General features: G+C 56.6%; 16 protein-coding genes and 1 tRNA gene. 9 read left to right on the forward strand and 8 right to left on the reverse strand.

Annotated features, from left to right (window positions below; translation table 11 throughout):
- Positions 1-362 precede the first annotated feature (362 nt).
- Positions 363-1,943, reverse strand: a complete 1,581-nt coding sequence (locus HMPREF9238_RS07670) for a zinc-dependent metalloprotease (RefSeq protein ID WP_156824465.1) — start codon at positions 1,941-1,943, stop codon at positions 363-365.
- A gap of 598 nt (positions 1,944-2,541) precedes the next feature.
- Here HMPREF9238_RS07670 and HMPREF9238_RS07675 point away from each other — a divergent pair.
- Positions 2,542-3,699 carry a YlbL family protein gene (locus HMPREF9238_RS07675; RefSeq protein ID WP_016444894.1) on the forward strand — a complete coding sequence of 386 codons (1,158 nt, stop codon included), beginning with the start codon at positions 2,542-2,544 and terminating at the stop codon, positions 3,697-3,699.
- Between the two features lie 415 nt (positions 3,700-4,114).
- On the opposite strand, the gene HMPREF9238_RS07680 is transcribed toward HMPREF9238_RS07675, so the two are convergent.
- Positions 4,115-4,816, reverse strand: coding sequence for a PPA1309 family protein (locus HMPREF9238_RS07680; protein ID WP_016444895.1), 702 nt, complete (start codon positions 4,814-4,816; stop codon positions 4,115-4,117).
- A gap of 176 nt (positions 4,817-4,992) precedes the next feature.
- On the opposite strand from HMPREF9238_RS07680, the gene HMPREF9238_RS07685 reads away from it, so the two are divergent.
- From HMPREF9238_RS07685 to HMPREF9238_RS07695, 3 genes are all read left to right on the forward strand, one after another.
- The gene (locus HMPREF9238_RS07685; protein WP_016444896.1) at positions 4,993-8,040 is read left to right on the forward strand and encodes a UPF0182 family membrane protein; all 3,048 of its coding nucleotides are present in this window, start codon (positions 4,993-4,995) and stop codon (positions 8,038-8,040) included.
- 713 nt (positions 8,041-8,753) lie between these two features.
- Positions 8,754-9,308 carry an O-acetyl-ADP-ribose deacetylase gene (locus tag HMPREF9238_RS07690; protein WP_016444897.1) on the forward strand — a complete coding sequence of 185 codons (555 nt, stop codon included), beginning with the start codon at positions 8,754-8,756 and terminating at the stop codon, positions 9,306-9,308.
- Positions 9,309-9,313: 5 nt separating this feature from the next.
- Complete coding sequence (locus HMPREF9238_RS07695) at positions 9,314-9,637, forward strand: DMT family transporter (RefSeq protein WP_434056929.1); 324 nt, start codon at positions 9,314-9,316, stop codon at positions 9,635-9,637.
- 227 nt (positions 9,638-9,864) lie between these two features.
- Here the strand turns inward: HMPREF9238_RS07695 and HMPREF9238_RS08695 are convergent, their stop codons facing one another.
- Both HMPREF9238_RS08695 and HMPREF9238_RS08830 read right to left on the reverse strand, forming a co-directional pair.
- Positions 9,865-10,971, reverse strand: coding sequence for a hypothetical protein (locus tag HMPREF9238_RS08695; RefSeq protein WP_016444899.1), 1,107 nt, complete (start codon positions 10,969-10,971; stop codon positions 9,865-9,867).
- Between the two features lie 445 nt (positions 10,972-11,416).
- On the reverse strand, positions 11,417-12,073 hold the full coding sequence (locus HMPREF9238_RS08830) for a TM2 domain-containing protein (protein ID WP_016444900.1): 657 nt from the start codon (positions 12,071-12,073) through the stop codon (positions 11,417-11,419).
- 280 nt (positions 12,074-12,353) lie between these two features.
- On the opposite strand from HMPREF9238_RS08830, the gene HMPREF9238_RS07710 reads away from it, so the two are divergent.
- The gene (locus HMPREF9238_RS07710; RefSeq protein ID WP_040316840.1) at positions 12,354-12,962 is read left to right on the forward strand and encodes a DUF6318 family protein; all 609 of its coding nucleotides are present in this window, start codon (positions 12,354-12,356) and stop codon (positions 12,960-12,962) included.
- Between the two features lie 268 nt (positions 12,963-13,230).
- Positions 13,231-13,791 (forward strand): hypothetical protein, encoded by a 561-nt coding sequence (locus HMPREF9238_RS07715; RefSeq protein ID WP_156824466.1) that lies wholly within the window; start codon positions 13,231-13,233, stop codon positions 13,789-13,791.
- Between the two features lie 149 nt (positions 13,792-13,940).
- Here HMPREF9238_RS07715 and HMPREF9238_RS07720 read toward each other — a convergent pair whose 3' ends face one another.
- From HMPREF9238_RS07720 to HMPREF9238_RS07730, 3 genes are all read right to left on the reverse strand, one after another.
- Complete coding sequence (locus tag HMPREF9238_RS07720) at positions 13,941-14,303, reverse strand: YchJ family protein (protein ID WP_016444903.1); 363 nt, start codon at positions 14,301-14,303, stop codon at positions 13,941-13,943.
- Between the two features lie 542 nt (positions 14,304-14,845).
- Positions 14,846-15,802, reverse strand: coding sequence for a hypothetical protein (locus tag HMPREF9238_RS07725; protein ID WP_016444904.1), 957 nt, complete (start codon positions 15,800-15,802; stop codon positions 14,846-14,848).
- A 932-nt stretch (positions 15,803-16,734) separates the two neighbouring features.
- A tRNA-Met gene (locus HMPREF9238_RS07730) sits at positions 16,735-16,808 on the reverse strand.
- Positions 16,809-17,094: 286 nt separating this feature from the next.
- Here HMPREF9238_RS07730 and HMPREF9238_RS07735 point away from each other — a divergent pair.
- The 3 genes from HMPREF9238_RS07735 to HMPREF9238_RS07745 all read left to right on the forward strand — a co-directional run bounded on the left by HMPREF9238_RS07735 (position 17,095) and on the right by HMPREF9238_RS07745 (position 19,137).
- A complete protein-coding gene (locus HMPREF9238_RS07735; RefSeq protein ID WP_198009507.1) occupies positions 17,095-17,850 on the forward strand; it encodes a sulfite exporter TauE/SafE family protein in 756 nt (251 codons plus the stop codon).
- A 290-nt stretch (positions 17,851-18,140) separates the two neighbouring features.
- Positions 18,141-18,521, forward strand: coding sequence for a hypothetical protein (locus tag HMPREF9238_RS07740; protein WP_051109834.1), 381 nt, complete (start codon positions 18,141-18,143; stop codon positions 18,519-18,521).
- 58 nt (positions 18,522-18,579) lie between these two features.
- A complete protein-coding gene (locus tag HMPREF9238_RS07745) occupies positions 18,580-19,137 on the forward strand; it encodes a dihydrofolate reductase (protein ID WP_016444907.1) in 558 nt (185 codons plus the stop codon).
- Here HMPREF9238_RS07745 and HMPREF9238_RS07750 read toward each other — a convergent pair.
- Positions 19,134-19,649: an NUDIX hydrolase gene (locus tag HMPREF9238_RS07750; protein ID WP_016444908.1), complete on the reverse strand. Its 516-nt coding sequence runs from the start codon at positions 19,647-19,649 to the stop codon at positions 19,134-19,136. The two genes, HMPREF9238_RS07745 and HMPREF9238_RS07750, sit on opposite strands and share 4 nt — an antisense overlap.
- Positions 19,650-19,681 lie beyond the last annotated feature (32 nt).

Genomic DNA, 19,681 nt, shown 5'->3' on the forward strand with positions numbered 1-19,681 from the left:
GGGGGGGGGGGAGAGAGAGAGTTACGTTTGGTTTCCTCGCTTGTATCTGGCTTGTTGGGTTTACGATCCCAGAATGCGTTGGCGGCGTCCAGGGGCGGCTCGTAACTGTGGAAAACCCGTTCTTCCGTCGATTCAGACCCAAAGCGTCTAAAACGGGGTCGGATTCGCCACTTCCCCTCGCGGATACGATGGGGCAAGTCATTCCTTGACGGTATTCAGACCCGAAGTGGTTAGAACGTGGGCGCGAATGGTCAGTTCCCTTCACGGACGTGTAAGAGGGCAGTTTCCCTCTCGCACGTTGAAGAGGGTGCTGAAGCATCGTGCCTCAACACCCTCTACGGGAACGTAACTAAGCTCGGAAGCTAGGTCTGACCGGTATCTTCATCTTCATCGTTAGATGAAGCATCATCGTCGAGGCCACCGCCCGACTCAGACCTGTTAGCATCAAAATCTGACCCACCAGCACCAGAGCCGGGTGAACCGACACGCTTGGCATCGCCCTCCGAATCCTGACCTGGCTCAAGCCCCTCGGCCCAGCCTAGTGTCCCCTCCAATAACTGCTCCAGAGCAGCATCAATGTCGGCCTCGGCTTCGGCCTTCCGCTTGCGGGAAAGAAGGAAAGCCTCCGGATTGGCAAGCTCGGCGGCGGTTGGTGCAAAGTCGGGGTGATTCCAAAGAGCATCGCGTTCGCTACGGCCTCGTTCGCTTGAAACAATCTGCCAAAGTTGTGCAGCGTTACGTGCCTGACGCGGACGCAATTTCAGGCCGATGAGCTTTTCGAGCATCCGTTCTGCGGCACCACCTGAAACGCGGCGGCGACGCATTAACTCGCGCAACTGCTCGATATGCGGCAAGTATGGGCGACCCGCCTCGAGAGTAACAACTTCAACCCAACCCTCCACGAGCGCGAGCTGAGTCTCCAAATCCTCCAGCGCCTTCTCCTGCGCGGGAGTGGGCTCCGCGTTAAACGCTCCGGCCGTCATCGCATCTTGGAGCGCCGCCATGTCTGTCGGATCAATCGAAGTGGCGGCCTCATAAATAGCATCAGTGTCAATACGGATCTCGGTCGCGTAGTTCTGTACGGACTGCAAAATCTCTGACCGCAACCAGGACACGGAATGGAACAGCCTAGCGTGTGCTACCTCCCGCAACGCGAGGAACTGGTACACCTCATCCGTTGGAATATCGAGGCCGTCCACGAAAGAGTTCACATTAGGCACAATGAGGGCGGTGCTGCCACCATCGGTTAACGGAATGCCCACGTCGGTAGAACCGAAGGCGTCGTGGGAGAGACCACCCAGGGCCTCGCCGATCTGGCCGGCAAAAACCGCTGCAGAGAGGCGCTCCATCATCGGCTGAGCCTGACTGAACACCGTCGACAAGCCCTCCGGCAACTCTCCGATGCCATGATTTGTCATCTGGTCCATCTGCTGTTTCAGAGCGTCGGAGAGGGCGCGCGACGCGTTCGCTGCAACCGGCTCAACCATCTGCTTCCACGTTTCCAGCGTGTTATCCACCCAGTCGGAACGGCGCCACGCGTGGCGATCACCCTGCGGAGGAGCTAAGTCCGTTACCGCGTCCAACCACAGATCGCCAACCTGCAGGGCTTGGCGGATTCGCTGGCCCTCGGCTGCGGAGATCTGCAAGTCTCCATCGCCCCATGCTCGGTGGCGCGCGATTTCGTGCGCCATCTTCCAGTTGATCGGGCCGCTACTTGAACTCATCATGAAGTTTAACTGCCCGAGCATCGAGCGCATTTCTTCGGGTGTACGGGGGAGTTTCATGCCGGCACCCAGCAACGCAGGGTCCACACCGCTCGCGCGGATGGCATTCAGCATCTCGTCAGCAACGTCATGGCTGAGCATACTTCGGAGCATCTCTTCCCACGACGGCCGCTTGCCGTCCTCGCTTGACTCAAACATGTCGGGGTTGTTCTCGCTCATGCCTTCCAAATTACCGCCTCTTCTGCGCTGGCGCGCCGAGAGGGTGCGGAATGAGTCCGTTTGGGCCGGTATTTAGGCGTTTAGCCTATAGCGAACTGACTCGGCGCGTGAGAGGAAGTGGTGGAGAATCCCGGCAGTGAACCCTTCTGTTACCGTATGTGAGGGAAACTGCCCATTCGTGGTGCCGTTATCGCCTCTCTGGGGTTGAATACTGTAACAAAGTTTAGTTTCTCGCTACATCTGTGAGGGAAAACGACAGTTTTGGGTGGTAAAACTGCTAGTTTGCCTCTGAATACTGTTAACACCGGTAGCTGTAACTGCGTCCGTGAGTGAAAGTGACAACTTTGAGGCAATTCCTGCCGCTTTTGGTCTGAATCGATGATCCTGTGAGGCCACCTATTCCCGAAGGATCTCCTAGAGACTGCGCCCCCCCTGAGGAGCGGAGGAGTGCTGCTCGCTCAGATAGGAAACGCAAACAAGAGGTAGTTCCCCTCACGCACGCTCAAGACCCGCACCTCCTCACGCTTGGAAAAGTTCGTACCATTCACGCAAAATGGTTTCGGCGGCCCAGACGGTGGCCGGCCGGTTGGAGGAACATATGGCTATCGAGTATCACAACGCCCCCTCGGAAATGAGTGAGGAAGGCGAGAAACAGTCAAGCCATTCGCGTCCACTCCGCAGAAAAATCAGCCGCTGGGGCACATTAGTGGGCGCGCTGGTTCTAGTTGGGGTTATTGCGTTCGCGGTGCCCATGCCGTACGTGATTACGTCGCCGGGGCCAACGTATGATGTCCTCGGTTCTATGAATGGCAACCCTGTAATCGACATTGACGACCCTGACGTCGTGAACCAGTCCGAGGGGCAGCTACGCATGGTCACCGTGTCGAGTCTGGGCGGGCCGGACGCTCACGTGTCCCTGGTGGATTATCTGCTGGCAAAATTGGATCCGTCGAGCAACGTGAGGCCGGTGGAGGAGGTCTACCCGCGCGACCTCACTCGCGAGGAACTGGATGAACTCAACAAAGTCCAAATGATGTCCTCCCAATCGACGGCCGCTTCGGTGGCTTTGGAGGAGCTCGGTTACGACGTGGGCGCGACCATGACGATTGCTGGTGCATCCTCAGGGTCGCATGCGGAGGGCGTGGTTGAGGAGGGCGATGTGCTCCAGGCGATCATCACACCCGATGGGGAACGGCATGCGGTTGACCGTCCGTCAGTTCCGTTCGCGCTTCCGAAAACGCTCCCGCCGGAAACGCCTGTGAAGCTGGAAATTCTGCGTAATGGTGAGAAGAAAACCCTTGCCATGCGCACTTATCTGCCCGAGAATGTGGAGTCGGATTTTGAAGGCTCTCGGTTCGGTATCTACTTGACTGCGGACGTGACGTTGCCGATTGATGTGACTATCCATTTGGAAAACGTTGGTGGCCCTTCGGCCGGCCTGATGTTTACGCTGGGCATCATCGACAAGTTTACGGGTGGGGATTCGACCGGCGGTGCGATCATTGCGGGCACCGGGGCCATTGGATATGACGGCGAGGTGCAGCCAATCGGTGGTATCGTGCAGAAAATGTACGGCTCGAAGCGTGATGGAGCGCAGTGGTTCCTTGCGCCGAAGTCGAATTGCGATGAGGTGGTGGGAAATATCCCCGATGGTTTAGAGGTCTGGCCCGTTGCGACGCTCGCGGATGCGCGCGAGGCGGTGCAGTCCATATCGAAGGGAGCTACGATAAATCACCCGGTTTGTGAGGTTGAGTGAGACCTCGTCGAGCATAGGGACGCGCCGGGGTCTTCTCCCATTGACGCATGATTGCCGGCGCGCGCCATTCAGACCCAAAGCGGCTAATTCAAGCTCCTAAACGATGACTTCCCCTCACGGATGCGATTCTGGGGATGTGCGATCACGGTATTCAGACCTGAAATGCCAGAAAAAGCCTTTGGTTTGCCAGTTTCCCTCACGGATGTGGTTGAAGCGGCGGGCTCATGTGCGATTCAGAGCCGAAATGGCAGGAAACCTGCGTGGTTCGGGTAGTTAGGGTCACGGTCGTTGAATAGGGAGGTTTCCCTGCAATGATTCAGCCCCCAAAGCGACCGTTTCAATGCCGCTTTGGGGCAGTTTCCCTCACACACCTAAAGCTGGCAGACCGGAGGCAGGTGCCGTTGCGAGAGCGAGGCTAGCAGTCGCAACCGCCGCCTCCACAGCCACCGTCTCCGTGTCCTCCGCCGGACCCACACCCTCCGCCGCCGGAGCCGCAGCCGCAACCGCTACCACAGCCACCAGACCGGCGCTCTTCGGCCGGCATGAACGTGGTAAAAAGGGCCTCCACTAAGCCGGGAACTAGATTGGTGCCCTCGGCAACCTCGTCGTTATTGTCGTGGGATCGCGCCCGCACCGCGCACCAGGATTCGCCGGTGCGTAGAACGCCCGCAACAATACGGACCTCGTCTCGGTCAGGGTGATTAGCGAAGAACTCAACTGCCTCTACCGGGTCCTCAGGAGCCTGCTCCTGCACGGCGGGCGGAACCATGACGCGTTCGGTGGCAACTGCTACGCCGGCAACGGACTCGGGCCAGCCTAGTTGCGCGAGGGTTTCCTCAAGATCCTCCCCGGGCAGGTCCTCCTGGATGACCGCGGTCAGAGCGGTTTCTGTGCCGTCCCAGTTGGACTCGAGGTGTTCGCGCATATCTGCGGGAAGTTCCTCCAAGGCCAGCAACTCTGCGGTGGGTACGAGCGCGTAAACCGTTGAGGCGTGGTCCCAACCCAAGGCCGAGGCCGCTTGCTCAATCTCGTGTACAGCCTGCGTCAGGCCCAACTGAGCGCTAGTTACGCCATTTGGCATGGGGGAGGCGGTTGTAGCCTCGTCCTCGTTGAACATCGTTCACTTCCTTTGTCCGTAGCTCGCCCTACACTTGAACCAGAACGTTCAGTCCTGATCGGCAGGGCGCAAGGCGGGTATGCTAAGCACCATTATTCCCGTGTGCCTTATGCCTCGCCAATCGATACACTGGATGGACAGTGTAAGCAAACGCGCTAGTTTTCGAGAGGAAAAACGTGAGCGGTTTTCCATTCCAGGGATTTCCTGAGCCGTCCAGGCCAGAAAAGCCCAATCACCCTAAGAAGGGGATGACGCCGTTCCGGATCACCATCCTGGTGCTTCTGGTTCTTGGTGTGTTCATTTACGTTGCGTCCGATCTGTGGACGCAGATCCTTTGGTTCAACCAGCTGGAAGCTCAACGAGTGCTGTGGACCAAGTGGTTGTCGATTCTAGCGATTGTTGTGGTGGCGACGCTTGTGAACGCCACGATCGTTGGCCTGAACATGAATTGGGCGTATAAGAAGCGTCCGCGTTCAATGCTTGGTGCCCGCAGCGAAAGCCTGATGCAGTATCAGGAGAAAATGACTTCGCTCCGTCGCGTCATTTTCTGGGGAGTTCCGCTGGTTATCGGCCTGTTTACGGGGTTGGGGCTTGCCGCAGATTGGCGGCAGATCATTATGTGGATGAACCGCACTTCGTTCGGAGTTACGGACCCGCAGTTCAACACGGACGTTTCGTTCTACGTGTTTACGTTGCCGCTATTGAAGATGATCCTCTCGTTGTTCACCACAGTGTTCGTTGTGAGCCTTTTGGCTTCCATCGTCGTGCACTACCTTTATGGCGCTATTCAAATGTCTCCTCGTTTTCGGGTTACGAGGCCGGCTCGGCGTCAAGTAGGGATCCTTGCGGCAATCCTGTCGCTAGTGGTTGGCCTGCGCTACTGGATTGCCCCTTACCGGGCCCTGGTGGAGACTACAGGATCGCCTTCCGATGGCGCGCTGTACACGCAGGTTAATGCTTACATTCCGGCGCAGATGATCCTCGCGGTTATCTCGGTGCTTGTGGCGGCGCTCTTCGTGGTTGCTGCTTTCCGTGGCACTTGGCATCTGCCCGCAGCCGGTGTTGCTGTTACGGTTGTTTCCGCCCTCGTCCTCGGTATGGCGTATCCCGCGTTGATCCAGCAGTTCAAGGTGCGCCCGAACGAGCGTGCCCTGCAGTCGCCGTATATTCAGCGCAACATTGACGCGACGCTTGCGGCATACGACCTCGAGGATGTTGAAGTGCAGACCTACGCGGCGAGGACCGACACGGCCACTGGTCAGCTCCGTGATGATGCGGCTTCAACGCAGCAGATTCGTCTCATTGATCCGGATATTATTTCGCCCACTGTTCGACAGTTGAAGCAGTCACGCTCGTACTACACGTTCGAGGATCAGCTAAACGTTGACCGTTATGAGATTGACGGACAGAAGCGGGATACGGTTATTGCGGTTCGCGAGATCGACCTCGAGGGCCTTGACAATAACGAGCAGAACTGGGTCAACCGGCACACCATTTTCACGCATGGTTACGGTGTAGTGGCAGCCTACGGTAACAGGGTTGATTCAAAGGGCGAACCGCAGTGGTGGGAGGATGGCATACCCTCTAATGGCGATGTTGGAGAATACGAGCAGCGCGTCTACTTCTCGCCGAACTCGCCGGAATACTCGATCGTCGGCGCCCCAGAAGGGGCGGACCCACTCGAGTTGGACTACCCCGATGAGCAGTCGGGAGGCCAGGTTCCAACAACATTCGACGGTGACGGTGGTCCGTCGATTGGCAACTTCTTCAATAAACTCCTGTTTGCAATCAAGTTCCAATCGACGAACATTTTCTTCGCGTCGCAGATCAACCCTGAATCGCAGATTCTGTACGACCGTGACCCGGCGTTGCGTGTCTCGAAGGTCGCTCCGTATCTGACGCTTGACCGCAGGCCCTACCCGGCTGTGGTCGATGTGGATGGCGACCCATCCACGCCGAAGCGTCTCGTCTGGATTGTGGATGCTTACACCACCTCGAACCATTATCCGTACGCGCAACACGTCAACGTTTCTGCGGCAACTGCGGACGCCTCAACGCAGGATTCTGCGCTTTACGCAGCGCAGCCGAACATCAACTACATGCGTAACTCGGTTAAGGCAGTGGTTGATGCCTACGACGGTTCGGTTTCGCTCTACCAGTGGGATGAGGAAGATCCGATCCTCCAGTCGTGGATGAAGACATTCCCCGGTCAGGTGAAGCCGCTCACGGACATTTCTGGTGACCTGATGGCGCACCTACGCTACCCGCAGGATCTGTTCAAGGTTCAAAGGTCGTTGCTCGCCGCGTACCACGTGACCGAGGCCGGCGATTTCTACACGGGTGGTGACCGCTGGAGGCTATCCGAAAACCCGACTTCAGTGCGAAACGTCGACGGCTCGACGCCTGTTCAACCGCCGTACTATTTGACCATGCAGATGCCGGGACAGGAGAGTGCGGAGTTCTCTCTGACCTCCGTGTTCGTGCCTGGCGGACGTGCGGACCGCGAGCCGATGGCGGGCTTCCTCGCCGTTGACTCCGAAACAGGCTCCGAGGCTGGCAAGGTGCGCGAGGGATACGGACAGTTGCGATTGCTCGCGCTCCCGTCCTCGACCACAGTTCCAGGGCCGGGCCAGGTACAGAATAACTTCAATGCGAACGCGGAGATTGCGCGCGAGCTGAACCTTATGGATCAGGAGGGATCTGAGGTGATTCTCGGAAATCTGCTCACCCTACCTGTTGGTGGCGGCCTGCTGTATGTGCAGCCGGTCTACCTGCAGGGTACTGGTTCAACGAAGTACCCGGTTCTGCGTAAGGTTATGACTGCGTTTGGTGATTCCGTCGGCTTCAGTGAAACTCTTGAGGGCGCCCTCGACATGACATTTAAGGGCGACTCGGCTGCGGAGCTGGCCGAAGGGGCGGGCAACAAGGACGGATCCAGTTCGGGTGAGAGCGAGGATCTGAACTTGTCGGCCCAGCAGAAGCTGACCAGCGCTCTGCAGGGTGCGCGTGACGCCATCATTGCGGGCGACGACGCGATGAAGGCTGGTAACTGGGCCGAGTATGGTAAGCAGCAGGAGCGCTTGCAGAGCTACTTGACTCAGGCGCTTCGCTTGCAGAACGAGCTGGATACACAAACGCAGCTCAGCCCAGAGGAGCTCACTGTGGAGGCGCCCGAACCAACGGCCGCGCCCACCGAGCCGGAGGGCACTGCCGCTAAGAAGTGACGGCAACCACGTAAAGTCGGGGCCTCCCGTCGGCCAGCGAAGAGCTGGAAGGCGGGAGGCCTTGCTTTGCGCCGGAGCGGGCGGCCCTGCCGGTTCTGACTTGATTGGCGGTCGCGGCCTCCAGCAGGTGTTGACTGTGGGTTCTTGTTAGGAAGAGCGGGGGCAAGTTCTGGCTGGGATCGGCTTGCGTGCATTCTGGTGGCCTATGGTGACCTCTGGTGGTCTCAGGTTGTAACTCGCGGTTTAGCTAACCGCTTTAGATCACGTGCCCGATGGGAAATGCATCATTTAGGTGGCGTTTCTGGTGTTTTAGGTCTGACTTCCGTAACCCGCGGAGCTGTTGGCCACGCTACGTGAGGGAAAGTTCCCGAAAGAGTGGGGTTTCAACACACTTTGGGTCTGAATGGCGTTCACTTGCTCATACTCATACGGGTTCGTGACCCAAAATGGCGGAATGCCGGTATCGTCAGGTCGTTTTTGGTCGGAATCGAGGATCCTACTGGAGGACAGCTACACATGCGTGAGGGCAAGTGGTCGAATGGTACTCATTTTCTGCCTTTTTAGGTCTGAAAACCTGGCGGGCGACCCCATCTAGGATAGCTACGAGAGCGGAAGTGTCCCATTATCAGGGGGTTTCCGTCACTTTGGGTCTCGCACGCAATAGAGACGCGCATAGCATACGGTTGTACTGGTAGAGATAATGGGAGGCCGCGTTGAATTTAATCGTCGAGGTTGCAGACATAACTGTGCTGGAAGTAGATGCGATCGTGAATGCGGCAAACTCATCGCTGCTGGGCGGAGGCGGTGTAGACGGCGCAATCCATCGGGCGGCCGGTCCTGGTTTGCTTGAAGAATGCCGCAAGATAAGGACAAATGAGCTACCGGAAGGACTTCCAACAGGTCAAGCTATAGCCACGCGAGCCTACGATTTGCCTGCACTTTGGGTCATTCACACAGTGGGGCCAAATCGGCATGCCGGCGAGAATGATCCGCATTTGCTTGAATCGGCGTTCCGGAACTCCTTGGAGCTCGCCACGCAGTTAGGTGCCCGATCGGTGGCGTTCCCAGCTATCTCGGCCGGCGCGTACGGTTGGGAAATGGATGAGGTTGCGCGAGTTGCCGCCTCCGCTGTGACAACGTGGAATGTTTCAGAGAGTGGCTTATGCAGAGCTTTGCAAACAGTTATTTTTGCGGTGACGAATGAGCGCGCTCGCGATGCGTTTGAAGCGGCACTGACGGCAACAGCTGGTACGTTCGAAGTTGATTGAGGAGGATGCTGTTGGCTTGGGTCATTCTAGTTGTTTCCGCGATGTTCGAGGCCATGTGGGCAAGCGCGTTGGATCGCATGGCCGAGGGCACTATTACTTTGCTTAACGTGATTAGCTTCGTGGTCGGCTCGATCATCTCGGTAGGCGGCCTGTATTTGGCGTTACGCGATTTGCCGGTGGGCACGTCGTATGCGATTTGGGTTGGGATTGGTGCTACAACGACGGTGCTTTGGGCTGCATTCGCCGGCGTCGAGACGTTAACGGCGTTGAAGCTGGTTTTCATCGGCATGATCGTTGCTGGTGTTGCAGGCCTAAAAATTGTGTCTTAAGGGTCTAGAAAGAGGATCGAACTTCGGCGCTGGGGCGCAACGTGTGTGCCGAATTTCGTGGGTGGCAGCCGCCTGCAATCCTCAAGCAAAATGCTGAGCATAGCACTGTGCACGCATAAATTCGTGCTCCAGAGGCTGACCGCTAACCAAGACAAGGCCTCGAATGGCATAACATCGCATTATGCAGAGGACACATTACGCGCACGCCGGGGATTGTGACTGCAGAGTCAGATGAGGCGCCGCATCATCGCACCAGGGAAATACCGTGATCTCAGTTTGGCGAGGCGAGTGGAGAGGCTCCCGGATTTGAACTCGCCCCAGGTGAACCGTTCCAGGTTTGGAAGTTTTCGGCGAATCGTTTCTTCTCGTTGCCGCTCCTCGTGCAAGGCAATCTCGGGGTTCATGATGGTGCCATCGTATTTGACAATACCGTCGAATTCGAGTGCGAGTCCTTTAGAGGGGTATGCGAAGTCGGTGAAGTAGCGGCGACCTCCTTCTCCGATTTCGAATTGTTCGGTGGCGGGAGGGAAGCCGAAGCGGTGAAGTTCAAGTCTTAGTAATGATTCCCCGACGCTTTCGGACCAGGGTGAGATGAGGCGGAGATTGTGCCTCGCGCGCCGTTTCCTGCGGTGGTCTTTTCGGCTTGCCAGGATGGTTTCGAACCGCAGAAGGATGTTTCGGAAGGTTGCTTCGACGGCGGCGCGGTCTCGTTTATGCTCGAGAACGCGCTGCTGAATGAACCAATCGACTATTGGCACGCAATGGGGCGCGGGATGACGGGCCAGTAGTTCCACGCAGAGGTAGTCCCATTTCAGTGTTTTCAACCCGTCGATCGTTGTGTACGCGTCGGTGGGAAGGGTTCTTGAGCTTCGCTTTACCACCCCCTCGTGTATTCGAGGCAGATTTTGGCCGTGTGTAGCGGAGGGGACTTCGACGCTGGTGGCTGAGCTATTTTGTGGCGTTGTCGCGGGTAACAGGCCGAGGGCACTGCCAACCCACTGATAGGTGGCTTCGCCGACGAATCGTAGCTTGCATTTGGCGTGGTGCCGGGAATGTTTGACTCCGGTGATGAGCTCGATTTCCCACGTTTTGTGTGGGATGGGCGCGCCGTACATGAGGGCGGCGATGGAGCCGTCCAGTGCGGTGCCATCAGCGGACATGTTTAGGACGCGCCGGGCGCGTTCCTTTTGTACGGCTTCCCAGATTTCCCAGGGGGCGCCGGGTTGGATTTGTGCCCAGACGCCGTAGGCAAGTCGGACTCGGCTGTTCCTTTTGCGCCTCGTGATTGTGCGGCCTGATTGTGCCCATGTTGCGATGTTGTCAATATGCTCCATGCCGCAAGACCATCATGACTGCGGTTTTCGAGGGCGTCACTGGGCAAGGGCTGTGGACACGCTGGGGAAAGCGCTGCCTGGGGAAACAAGGGGTGGGAGGGGGTCTGGCCAAGGGAAGAGGTGAGCGTACGAGGTAGAAACGGGGGCTGAACGAGAGAACTGGGGGAGGAAGTGGACTGGGGGAGGGCAAGAAACTGAGGGGGGGAACTGAGAACCGAAACTGAGGGTAGGAACTAAGCGAGGCCGAAGTTGGCGCCGGTCCACATATGCAGGTGCGAGACGGGAAGTGTCACAAATGGGTGCTCTCCACGCCAGTTTAGGTCGGAGTTGCTTCAAGTGGACGGCAAAGCCATTACGTTCCCGATAGAAACTGGCTTGGAAAGGGGATTTTATGGCATTTCGGATCTGAATGGTAAGCCGTCCTGCTGCCCAGCTCCCGTATTTCTTAGTTTGCGAGGGGACGGCCCCAACCGTCGACTTTCCACTTTGGGTCTGAGCCGAAGAGATACATGAGTCCCTCAAAAACTCCCCACATGGCAACAACCGGAGCAAGCCCTAACGCAGAGAGCAAGGTGATCAGCAACTGTATCAGCGCCAGCTTGTACTTGCCGAGGTAAAAGTTGTGCGTACCAAACGCGCCCAGCAAAATCGCTGTTACGCCAGCTACGATCCGGTCTTTTTTCGGTTTTTCGCTAGTGCTTCGTCGATTGTCGCGTCTGGCAGTTAGGCTCTGAAAAGCTCCTTTAACCGATTTTGATCGGTTGTTTCTTGAGGATGGTATTCCCTCGTATTTTCCCGTCTTCGTTGAGCCCTTAAGCTGAGTGACGTCGAACCCTGCGACTTCACCTATTTGCAGCGATGGCCTGCGCGCAACGCGATCTGTCGTCGAGGGCTCGGCGTCACTGTTGCTAGCCGCCCGGGGTTTGCGTGGTGCCCGGAGGGGAGTACCGTTTGCGTGGTCGGCGCTTAGAACTCCCAGCTGTGAGGTGATGTCTTGAAACTGGGGTGGTTTCTGCCCGCTGGCATTTCGAATCTTAGACTCGTGGCGTGTGTCGTCCCCCTCAGGGTTCCAGTATCTTTCGGGTTGAGGGAATGCGCTCATCGGGCACTTCCTCTCCAACCTGGGGTTGGCCGTCATTCGCGATTCAGAACAATAGTGCCAGAAGTTCCATCCAATCTTCTCAAGGCGTGCTATTGATAAGCAGATTGTGATTTTTCATCTGAATCCCATTCCAGACACCATACTTGTGGACATGTGTTCATTTTTGAAGTGGGTTATGCACAGATTTTGAGATGGTCTGGGAATTGTGTGGGCGATGTCGTACTTTCCTTGTACAGGCTTTACATTTGAGGAGTTTGCTACGATGCGCCATCTAAAAGCTATGACAGCTGTGGTCCTACTGGGTTTTCTCAGTGCGAGCGCCGTGGGCTGTTCTTCATCGGAAAAGAATGAGGCTGAGCAGGCGCAAAGCTCTCTGACCACCACCGCCATAACTGAAGTGGTGACTGAGGCTCCCACAATCCCGCCGGCAGACGTGCTTTATCCGTATCCCAAACCGGATATGCCACCCGAAGCGCACGAACATTCAGTGCTGGGAGCACAGGCTTTTTCGGTTTATGTCTTGCACATGTTTGGGTACGCCGGCGCGACTCGCGATATTGACTCCTTCGCATCTCTTTGCATTGAAGACTCAGTGTCGTGTAACCGCTTCTTAGATCGCATGAAAATAAGGATTGAAGAAGGCTCTTACTACGAAGGATATGACCTTCAAGTTACGCGGGTGAACGGTAGCGCGTATGGGGGAAGCCGACCCGAAGCTGAATATGGCACTCAGCTTGCTGCCTTCGTCCCTGGACACGTGTTTCATGATGGGCCGACGGGTGAGCTCGTGAAGTTTGAGGACAGAGAAATCATAGGCGCAGTTGAAGTTGTCTGGCGCGATGAGTGGAAAGTCGTAGAACTTCAGATGAGGGGCGTGGATGATGATTAAGTCAATTCTGGCGGTGCTCCCAAGCCTGCTCTTGGTGCCGTTGCTGATCATAAGCAACGCGCTATTCCCACAAGTTGATAGGCACTACTATTTGGACAGTGATCCCCAGTCAAACAAACCTCTGCCCGCGGCTAGTCTCCCGATTTTTCCTACCCCTGGTACTTATGATTTGGGTCTGACAAGTGATGGTACTCACAGGGTTAGGTTTAACTTTGCCGGTGCGTGGGCCGGGGACACCCTTGCGCCGTGCCATATGCTGAGAGTGGGCTTGAGTGAAGGTTACGCGCATCAGATTTGTTATGAGCCAGTGAACGGCCAAGTCCAGGCCCCAACTGGTGATACCACCAACGAAGGTGAAATCGAGTACCGTCCTATCGACCCCGCACAAATAGCTGCACAAGCAGTTAACTACCAGACCCCAGCCGGCATGCAAGTCAACGTCCAGCCCAATAAAGGCTGGGTTTTCGCCACGGTCCCAACGATCGTGTACATGACAGGTGATAAACCTAGCTACTCAATGAATATTGACGGGCTCGATGTTGAGGTGACCTGGAATGTTCGAGAACACCAGATCGAGTTCAACGAGCCGGGCGGGAGTGGATCTAAACTGGTTGCTTTAACCGATGGCGCGCCATACCCGAACGAGTCGATTACCTGGACCTACCGCAACGAAGGTAAAGCCCATGTGCTGGTAACAACCGTGTGGGACGCCAAAGTCACCATTGCTGGATCCAGCTTTGACCTACCAAAACAACACACCACAACATCCTCCAGTAGCGAGTTCGAAATACGTAAACCCATCATCTCCCTCACAAAACCAAAATACTAACCATTGGTGCAGGCGTTAGCTCGGGTGTGAAACTAGGAGGCGCCTCACCGACCAGCTCTTTTGAACATGTGACAGGGTATGTGAACCAGGTCAAGCGGGTTAACAGCGAAACGGTAGCACCTGAGAGAACATAGCTTCGTCCTCGAAAATTAATCGACGTAAATCCAGGGAGAGCCCCCTTCTTGGCGAACGAAGCGTGAGCGTTCTTCTTGTACTCCCGGTCCTTGCGGGGTGAGGTAGTGGGCGCGGAAGTGGACCATGCCCATGTAGTCGGATTGCTGGCCCTTCACGCTTTTTACGATTTCCAAGTGTGTCCACGTGATGGCATTGTCGAAGGTGAGGGAATCTGGTCGGATTCTCGGATCCCAAGTTCGCAACAGGAAGTCGCAGTCCTCGCGTGTGAAAGCACAATAGCGCGCACGCATGAGGTGTTCAGCCGTGGGTGGGTTGGCTCCCCGATGAAAAGGGCCGCAGCACTGGTCGTAGGGCTTCCCGGATCCACAAGGACACATGGGTTTTCTCTCTGTCGGAATTCAGACCTAAAGTGACTCTATCGAAAACTGGCTGGCTTGTCGGTGTTGATGTGGAGGCAATGAATGGCTCTCACGACGCTCCGTGACGCCTACTAATCTGTGGGTTGATGTGGAACAGTGATTCAGACCTAAAAGTCCAATAGGGATACTGTTTTTGCCAGTTTCCATCACGCACACTCATTTGACTGGTAGCTTCGAACAGTGTTCAGACTTAAAGTGGCTAAAGCGAGCCTCTCGATTGCCAGTTCTCCTCGCGAATGGGCAATGAGCTTAGTCCTTATGGGCGTTTCAGACCCAAAGTGTTTGAAATAGGTTTCCCAAACGCCAGTTCCCCTCATGGTTGTGGCGCTAGCCGCAGCCTTATACGTGAGTCAGAGGGGAACTGGCCTAAAGGGATCGCGGAATGGGTGCTTTCCCTCATGGTTGAGGTCGCGGGTTGAGTTCACAAGGCGAGTCAGCTTTCGTCGGGTCAAGCTGGAGGGGACAGATGAGGTCTCGCAAGGCCAAGTCGGCAGTGCGGGTCAGTTGTCGCAGGGGTTGCTGTCGGGCGTGATGCTGGCGCAACCCTCGCTTTGCGCATCTTGGATCGCGCTGTTAGTGTCCCAACCGTTTGATGCAAGATAGTGGATCTCCGCGCCGTTTGAACACTGTTTACCAACGACGACGATGTCGTTGCAAGCAGACCGGCGCTCCTCTTCTTCGCGGCGTTTTTTAGCCTCATCGGCCTTTTTCTGTTCTTCTTTTTTCTTTTCCAACTCGTCGCTGTATTTGTCTACGGAGCCCTTAAGCGCCGCGGAGTAGTGCTCCGCGTTCGACCTGATTTCACTCATCCGGTCGAGGGCAGCGTTGGCGGCGCGCAGATCGTCAAGACTGTTCAGTTCGTTGGGCACTTCAGGAGTTTCGGGCGGTGAGTCGACCAGTCGTTGCGCCTCCATTAAAAGGCTCAGCGATCCTTCGACTTTGCCATATCCGCCGGAGGAGTTCGCTTTCGCTAAGCTCGATTTCGCGCTAGCCAACGCTTTGGTAATCGCGGCGCGGTGCTCGCCGTCTTTTTCGCTGATAAGTGGCGCGGCATGGGTTAGCACACCTTCGGTGAGTTGTTGCACCGATTCGCTGAGGATCTTCGTGGCCTCTTCGGTTTCGCGGGCAGTGTCGGATATGGTTTTCGCATCAGCGTCGGAGGAACAGTTTCCGGCGGTGCTGGGCGTTTTGTTCAGCGCATCTCGCGTTGCTTGGAGTGGGGTAGCGGCTTCGTCGCTGGTGGAGTAGCCGAAGGTGTTCTCGTCGTTGAAGAAGTTCAATAATTCTCGCGCCTTAGCGGCTTCTATTTCGTACTGTTTGACCGTGGCGGCATGCTGTTTGTTGGCTTCGGCGCAGCTTTTTTGCGACTTTGTGAGGTAATGAAATGCCATGGAGCCGAAGCCAAGCACCAGTGCCGCAGCGAGTAGCGTCGAAACTAAAATCTTTCCCGTTTTCATTACCTTGGCCTGTGACCGCCACCTTTCTGTGAATGCTATTAGCACAAGGATAAAAGGTTTTAGCTGGCAACGGATACGTCTTGAGAATTCGGAACTGCGGAACGTTGCGGATAAACGCAGATGTTTCTTTCCTATTGATGCGGTAGGGAAGCCTCATTCGCGAGGGAGGAGCTGGGTGAACTAGGTCGCAGACGCGGAGTTTTAACGTGCGTGAGAGGAACTGGCGTTTTGGACACCTGTTTTCGCCACTTTAGGTCTGAATCGTGGGTGAGGTGGCAACTGTTGCCACATCCGTGAGGCGAACTGCCCTTACTGGAGCCCAATTTGGTCGTTCAGGTCTGAATACCGAGTTAGGGTGTGAGCTGTATCGGTCTCCGTGAGGGGAGCTGTCCTTTTCGGGTCCGGTTTTAGCCGTTTTAGGTCTGAATCGTCGAAGAGAGGTAGCCGGGAAGAACGCCCAGTTATTTGGGCGAGAGGGGGAAGCACTTGGTCCGGGCTCGTGGTCCAAACTCTAAGTTTCGCCGAGGCTCCGAGCTTTGGTTCGCAATGCAAGTCGTGTGCTCCAGGTTTAGCAACATTTTCGCCCGACCTCATGGTTGCCCACACACAACTCAAAACGCGACTTTCCCGCGCCGTAACAGGTAAAAACCTGTCCTCTAGCAACGCATCTTGTCCGACCTGACAGTTGAGGCAAACCAACTCAAAACCCCAGTTTCGCCCACCACAGCAACGAAAACTCGGCACAAAAACAGGTAGGAACAAAACCCAGGACGCTTCACTTCAGACTATCAATCAGACAAGGCTGGGCAGGCAGATACAAACCCTAAACCAACACGACACGCCACCAATAGACACACAATTTGTCCGGTAACCCCCCAAACACAAAAAATCCCACGACATATGCGGACATATGTCGTGGGACATCACAATCGTAGCGGGGGCAGGATTTGAACCTACGACCTCCGGGTTATGAGCCCGGCGAGCTACCGAACTGCTCCACCCCGCGTCGGTATTTCAACTTTATGAAACCCGTGGCCGGAATTCAAACGGTTAGCAGGTGCTGTTCGTCACCACTGGTTCGTCCAAGTTCAAAGTAACGGTTGCCAGCTAAACAGATTACGCACTTCTGAGGGGACGAGGGAACCTCATGAATGGTGAAAATAGGCGTAAGAGTCGGGGTGCGTGCCCGATGGAAGGAGAGGTGGGAAGAGCAGCGGAGCAAAACACGCGCCCGAGAACGCAAGGCTTGTCAAAATGAGCGCCATGAAACAGGCGCGAGTATGGTGTGGGTCATGGGAACGGTGTGGGCGCTTATGGCGGTTGCGGGCGCAACATTGGTGGCATCGGGCGTTCAAAGCATTGCTGGAATGGGATTTGGGCTGGTGGCAGTACCGGTGTTCATCGCGCTGTTTGGCCCCGCAGAAGGAGTGCTGTGGGGCAACATCATTGGTTCGGTGACGGCAGGAACGTTACTCGTCGAGAAGCGTAAGGATGTGGACTGGGCGATCGCAGCTCGTTTCAGCGTGGCGGCAGTACCGGTGATTTTCGCTACGGTGTTGCTTACGCAAAACCTCGACGCATCCATGATGGACCTAGCGGTGGGGCTAATCATGCTGGCACTGGTTTCTTTCGCGGTGTTTGCGCGGAATATGCCCAGAGCTCAGGGGCGCCTGCCCATGTATTTCACGGGCGGCGTTGGCGGGTTCTTGTCTGCTGCGGTGGGGCAGGCGGGGCCTGTCTTGACGGCGTATGCACGGGCGGCGCATTGGCCGCAACGCAGTTTTGCAGCAACGTTACAGGTGTATTTCTTGGCGATGAACGCAGTGAACATACCGTTGAAACTCGCCGTCGGGTACGGCCCTCACGACGGCCGCGTTGCCATTACGACCCTCGCGGCGGGCCTCGTCGGTATTGCGCTTGGCACTTTCGTGGCCCGTACAGTGTCAGCGCGCATCACCAAGCAGCAGGCGCGCAATTTCGCGATGATAGTTGCAAGCGTCGGCGCCACCCTGGTGTTTGCGCGCGGGATTATCGGCATCCTCGCGTAGAGAAACTGCGTGGTACCGTGCTCATCGCGCAGCGCCAAACCTTAGCCACTATCGTGTTTCTTGATTGATGAGGGCATAGCGGCGCCTCCTAAATGAACAAATCTCATTGAGTGGGGAACGCTCTCCACAACAAACCCCCTGGGGTATTGTGTGGTGGGTGAGGGAGGAAAGGGATGCCGTGGAGAGCTCGACTGTAAAGGTGCTTTCACAACCGATGCCGCAGAGGCTTGGCGCCGATTATGTTGCGGCGGACGGCGCGAGGAGGGCGGAGCGGCGCAGGCGCCTACTGATTGCGGCGGCGTGGGCGCTTGGGGGTCTTGCTGTTCCTGGGCCTGCCAACGGACCTGGTTCCTAACCCTATCTTTGGGCGCGAAGTGCCTATCCGCTGGTGGGAGTATCCGGTTGTGGGCGCGACGATGGCGCTCACGTTCGCGTGGTTTGCTGTGCAGGCCCCGCCGATGGAGTTTCAAAAGAATGGGCGCCTGCTTGGCGGGGTGATGCTCACTTTGTTCGCCGTGGCGTGTCCGGTGTGTAACAAGATTGTCTTGCTTTTGCTTGGCACCTCAGGGGCGCTTGGGTTCTGGGCGCCGTTACAACCCTATATCGCGGTGTTTTCGCTGGCCGCGTTGGCTCTCGCGCTCTACTTGCGTATGCGCGTCGCCCGCAAGTGATGCTGTTTGTAGCGTATTTCTGCGGCGTTGCGTCAAACGTGTCCGCGAGCGGGTAATAATGGAAGTTGGCCTAGTAGCTGAACAGGATGGGTGGTGTCCCATGACGGTCGCGATGATTTGGGCGCAAGATGTGAACGGCGTCCTCGGAAATGGTAGAGAAATGCTGTGGCACGTGCCCGGCGACTTCAAGCATTTTAAGGCGGCAACGCTTGGGCATCCGGTGATTATGGGGCGAGGATCGTGGGAGGCGCTCGGCGGCAAGCCTTTGCCGGGCCGCTTGAACGTAGTAATTACGGGGCAGGAGGGTTACGAGGCCGAGGGCGCTGAGGTTGCTCATTCGCTTGGGCAGGCGGTTGCGGTGGCGCGAACTTCCGCGGAACTCGTATGGATTGTGGGAGGTGCGCGGGTTTACGCCGAGGCGATGGGGATTGCTGATGAGCTTGTGGTGACAGATCTGGATCTAGAGGTCGCGCCCGCACCCGACCTGGTCTACGCGCCGACTATTGACGCTGAGACTTGGCAGGCTGATCCGGAACGGTCGGACGCGCAGTGGAGGACCCAATCTGGTGATGCGAGATGGAAGGTCACCACCTACGTGCGGCGTCGAGCGGCTTAAAGGTCAGGGATTTCTGCGGCTGCCTCGGCCGCGTCTTGGTCAAAGCTGAATAGTGTGGGCTGCGGGTCGGCGAGCGCCAGGCTGATCGTGTGTTTGAACCGCTCGTTCATGTCGGGAAGTGCATCAATGGGGAACCACCGCACTTCGGAGTTTTCTCCATCGATTGGCCTTGGCGTGCCGCTCACGTAGCGCATGTGCACGGAAATGTCGAGGTACGAGCTCACATCCCCATTCGGGTATGTCACCGGCCCTACCGTGCCGATAGATAGGATACGGGTTGGTTCGCACATGACCCCGGCCTCTTCGATCGCCTCGCGGATAGCGGCGTTTGCGGGCTCCTCATCGGGGTCAATTATGCCGGTGACGGGGGTCCAATGGCCGTTATCTGCGCGTTTCACTAGCAGCACCTCGGTGGCCTCCTCGTTCGTAATAACTGCGGTAACGCCCGACAGCCATAGGGGAGCATTTCCAACATGCTCGCGCAGGTCTGCAACAAATTTTGGTATAGCCATGCCTTCAGTTTATGCCTTAGAGGTGCGAGGGC

Origin of the sequence: Gleimia europaea ACS-120-V-Col10b, from assembly GCF_000411155.1 — a bacterium.
Lineage (GTDB): Bacteria > Actinomycetota > Actinomycetes > Actinomycetales > Actinomycetaceae > Gleimia > Gleimia europaea_B.

Excerpts from the sequence above, each read along its gene's own strand:
- HMPREF9238_RS07750 (WP_016444908.1), bottom strand. The coding sequence starts at position 19,649 with ATGGCTATACCAAAATTTGTTGCAGACCTGCGCGAGCATGTTGGAAAT.
- HMPREF9238_RS07670 (WP_156824465.1), bottom strand. The coding sequence starts at position 1,943 with ATGAGCGAGAACAACCCCGACATGTTTGAGTCAAGCGAGGACGGCAAG.
- HMPREF9238_RS07745 (WP_016444907.1), top strand. The coding sequence starts at position 18,580 with ATGGAAGTTGGCCTAGTAGCTGAACAGGATGGGTGGTGTCCCATGACG.
- HMPREF9238_RS07680 (WP_016444895.1), bottom strand. The coding sequence starts at position 4,816 with ATGTTCAACGAGGACGAGGCTACAACCGCCTCCCCCATGCCAAATGGC.
- HMPREF9238_RS08695 (WP_016444899.1), bottom strand. The coding sequence starts at position 10,971 with ATGGAGCATATTGACAACATCGCAACATGGGCACAATCAGGCCGCACA.
- HMPREF9238_RS07675 (WP_016444894.1), top strand. The coding sequence starts at position 2,542 with ATGGCTATCGAGTATCACAACGCCCCCTCGGAAATGAGTGAGGAAGGC.
- HMPREF9238_RS07695 (WP_434056929.1), top strand. The coding sequence starts at position 9,314 with ATGCTGTTGGCTTGGGTCATTCTAGTTGTTTCCGCGATGTTCGAGGCC.
- HMPREF9238_RS07735 (WP_198009507.1), top strand. The coding sequence starts at position 17,095 with ATGGGAACGGTGTGGGCGCTTATGGCGGTTGCGGGCGCAACATTGGTG.
- HMPREF9238_RS07710 (WP_040316840.1), top strand. The coding sequence starts at position 12,354 with ATGACAGCTGTGGTCCTACTGGGTTTTCTCAGTGCGAGCGCCGTGGGC.
- HMPREF9238_RS07720 (WP_016444903.1), bottom strand. The coding sequence starts at position 14,303 with ATGTGTCCTTGTGGATCCGGGAAGCCCTACGACCAGTGCTGCGGCCCT.
- HMPREF9238_RS08830 (WP_016444900.1), bottom strand. The coding sequence starts at position 12,073 with ATGAGCGCATTCCCTCAACCCGAAAGATACTGGAACCCTGAGGGGGAC.
- HMPREF9238_RS07725 (WP_016444904.1), bottom strand. The coding sequence starts at position 15,802 with ATGAAAACGGGAAAGATTTTAGTTTCGACGCTACTCGCTGCGGCACTG.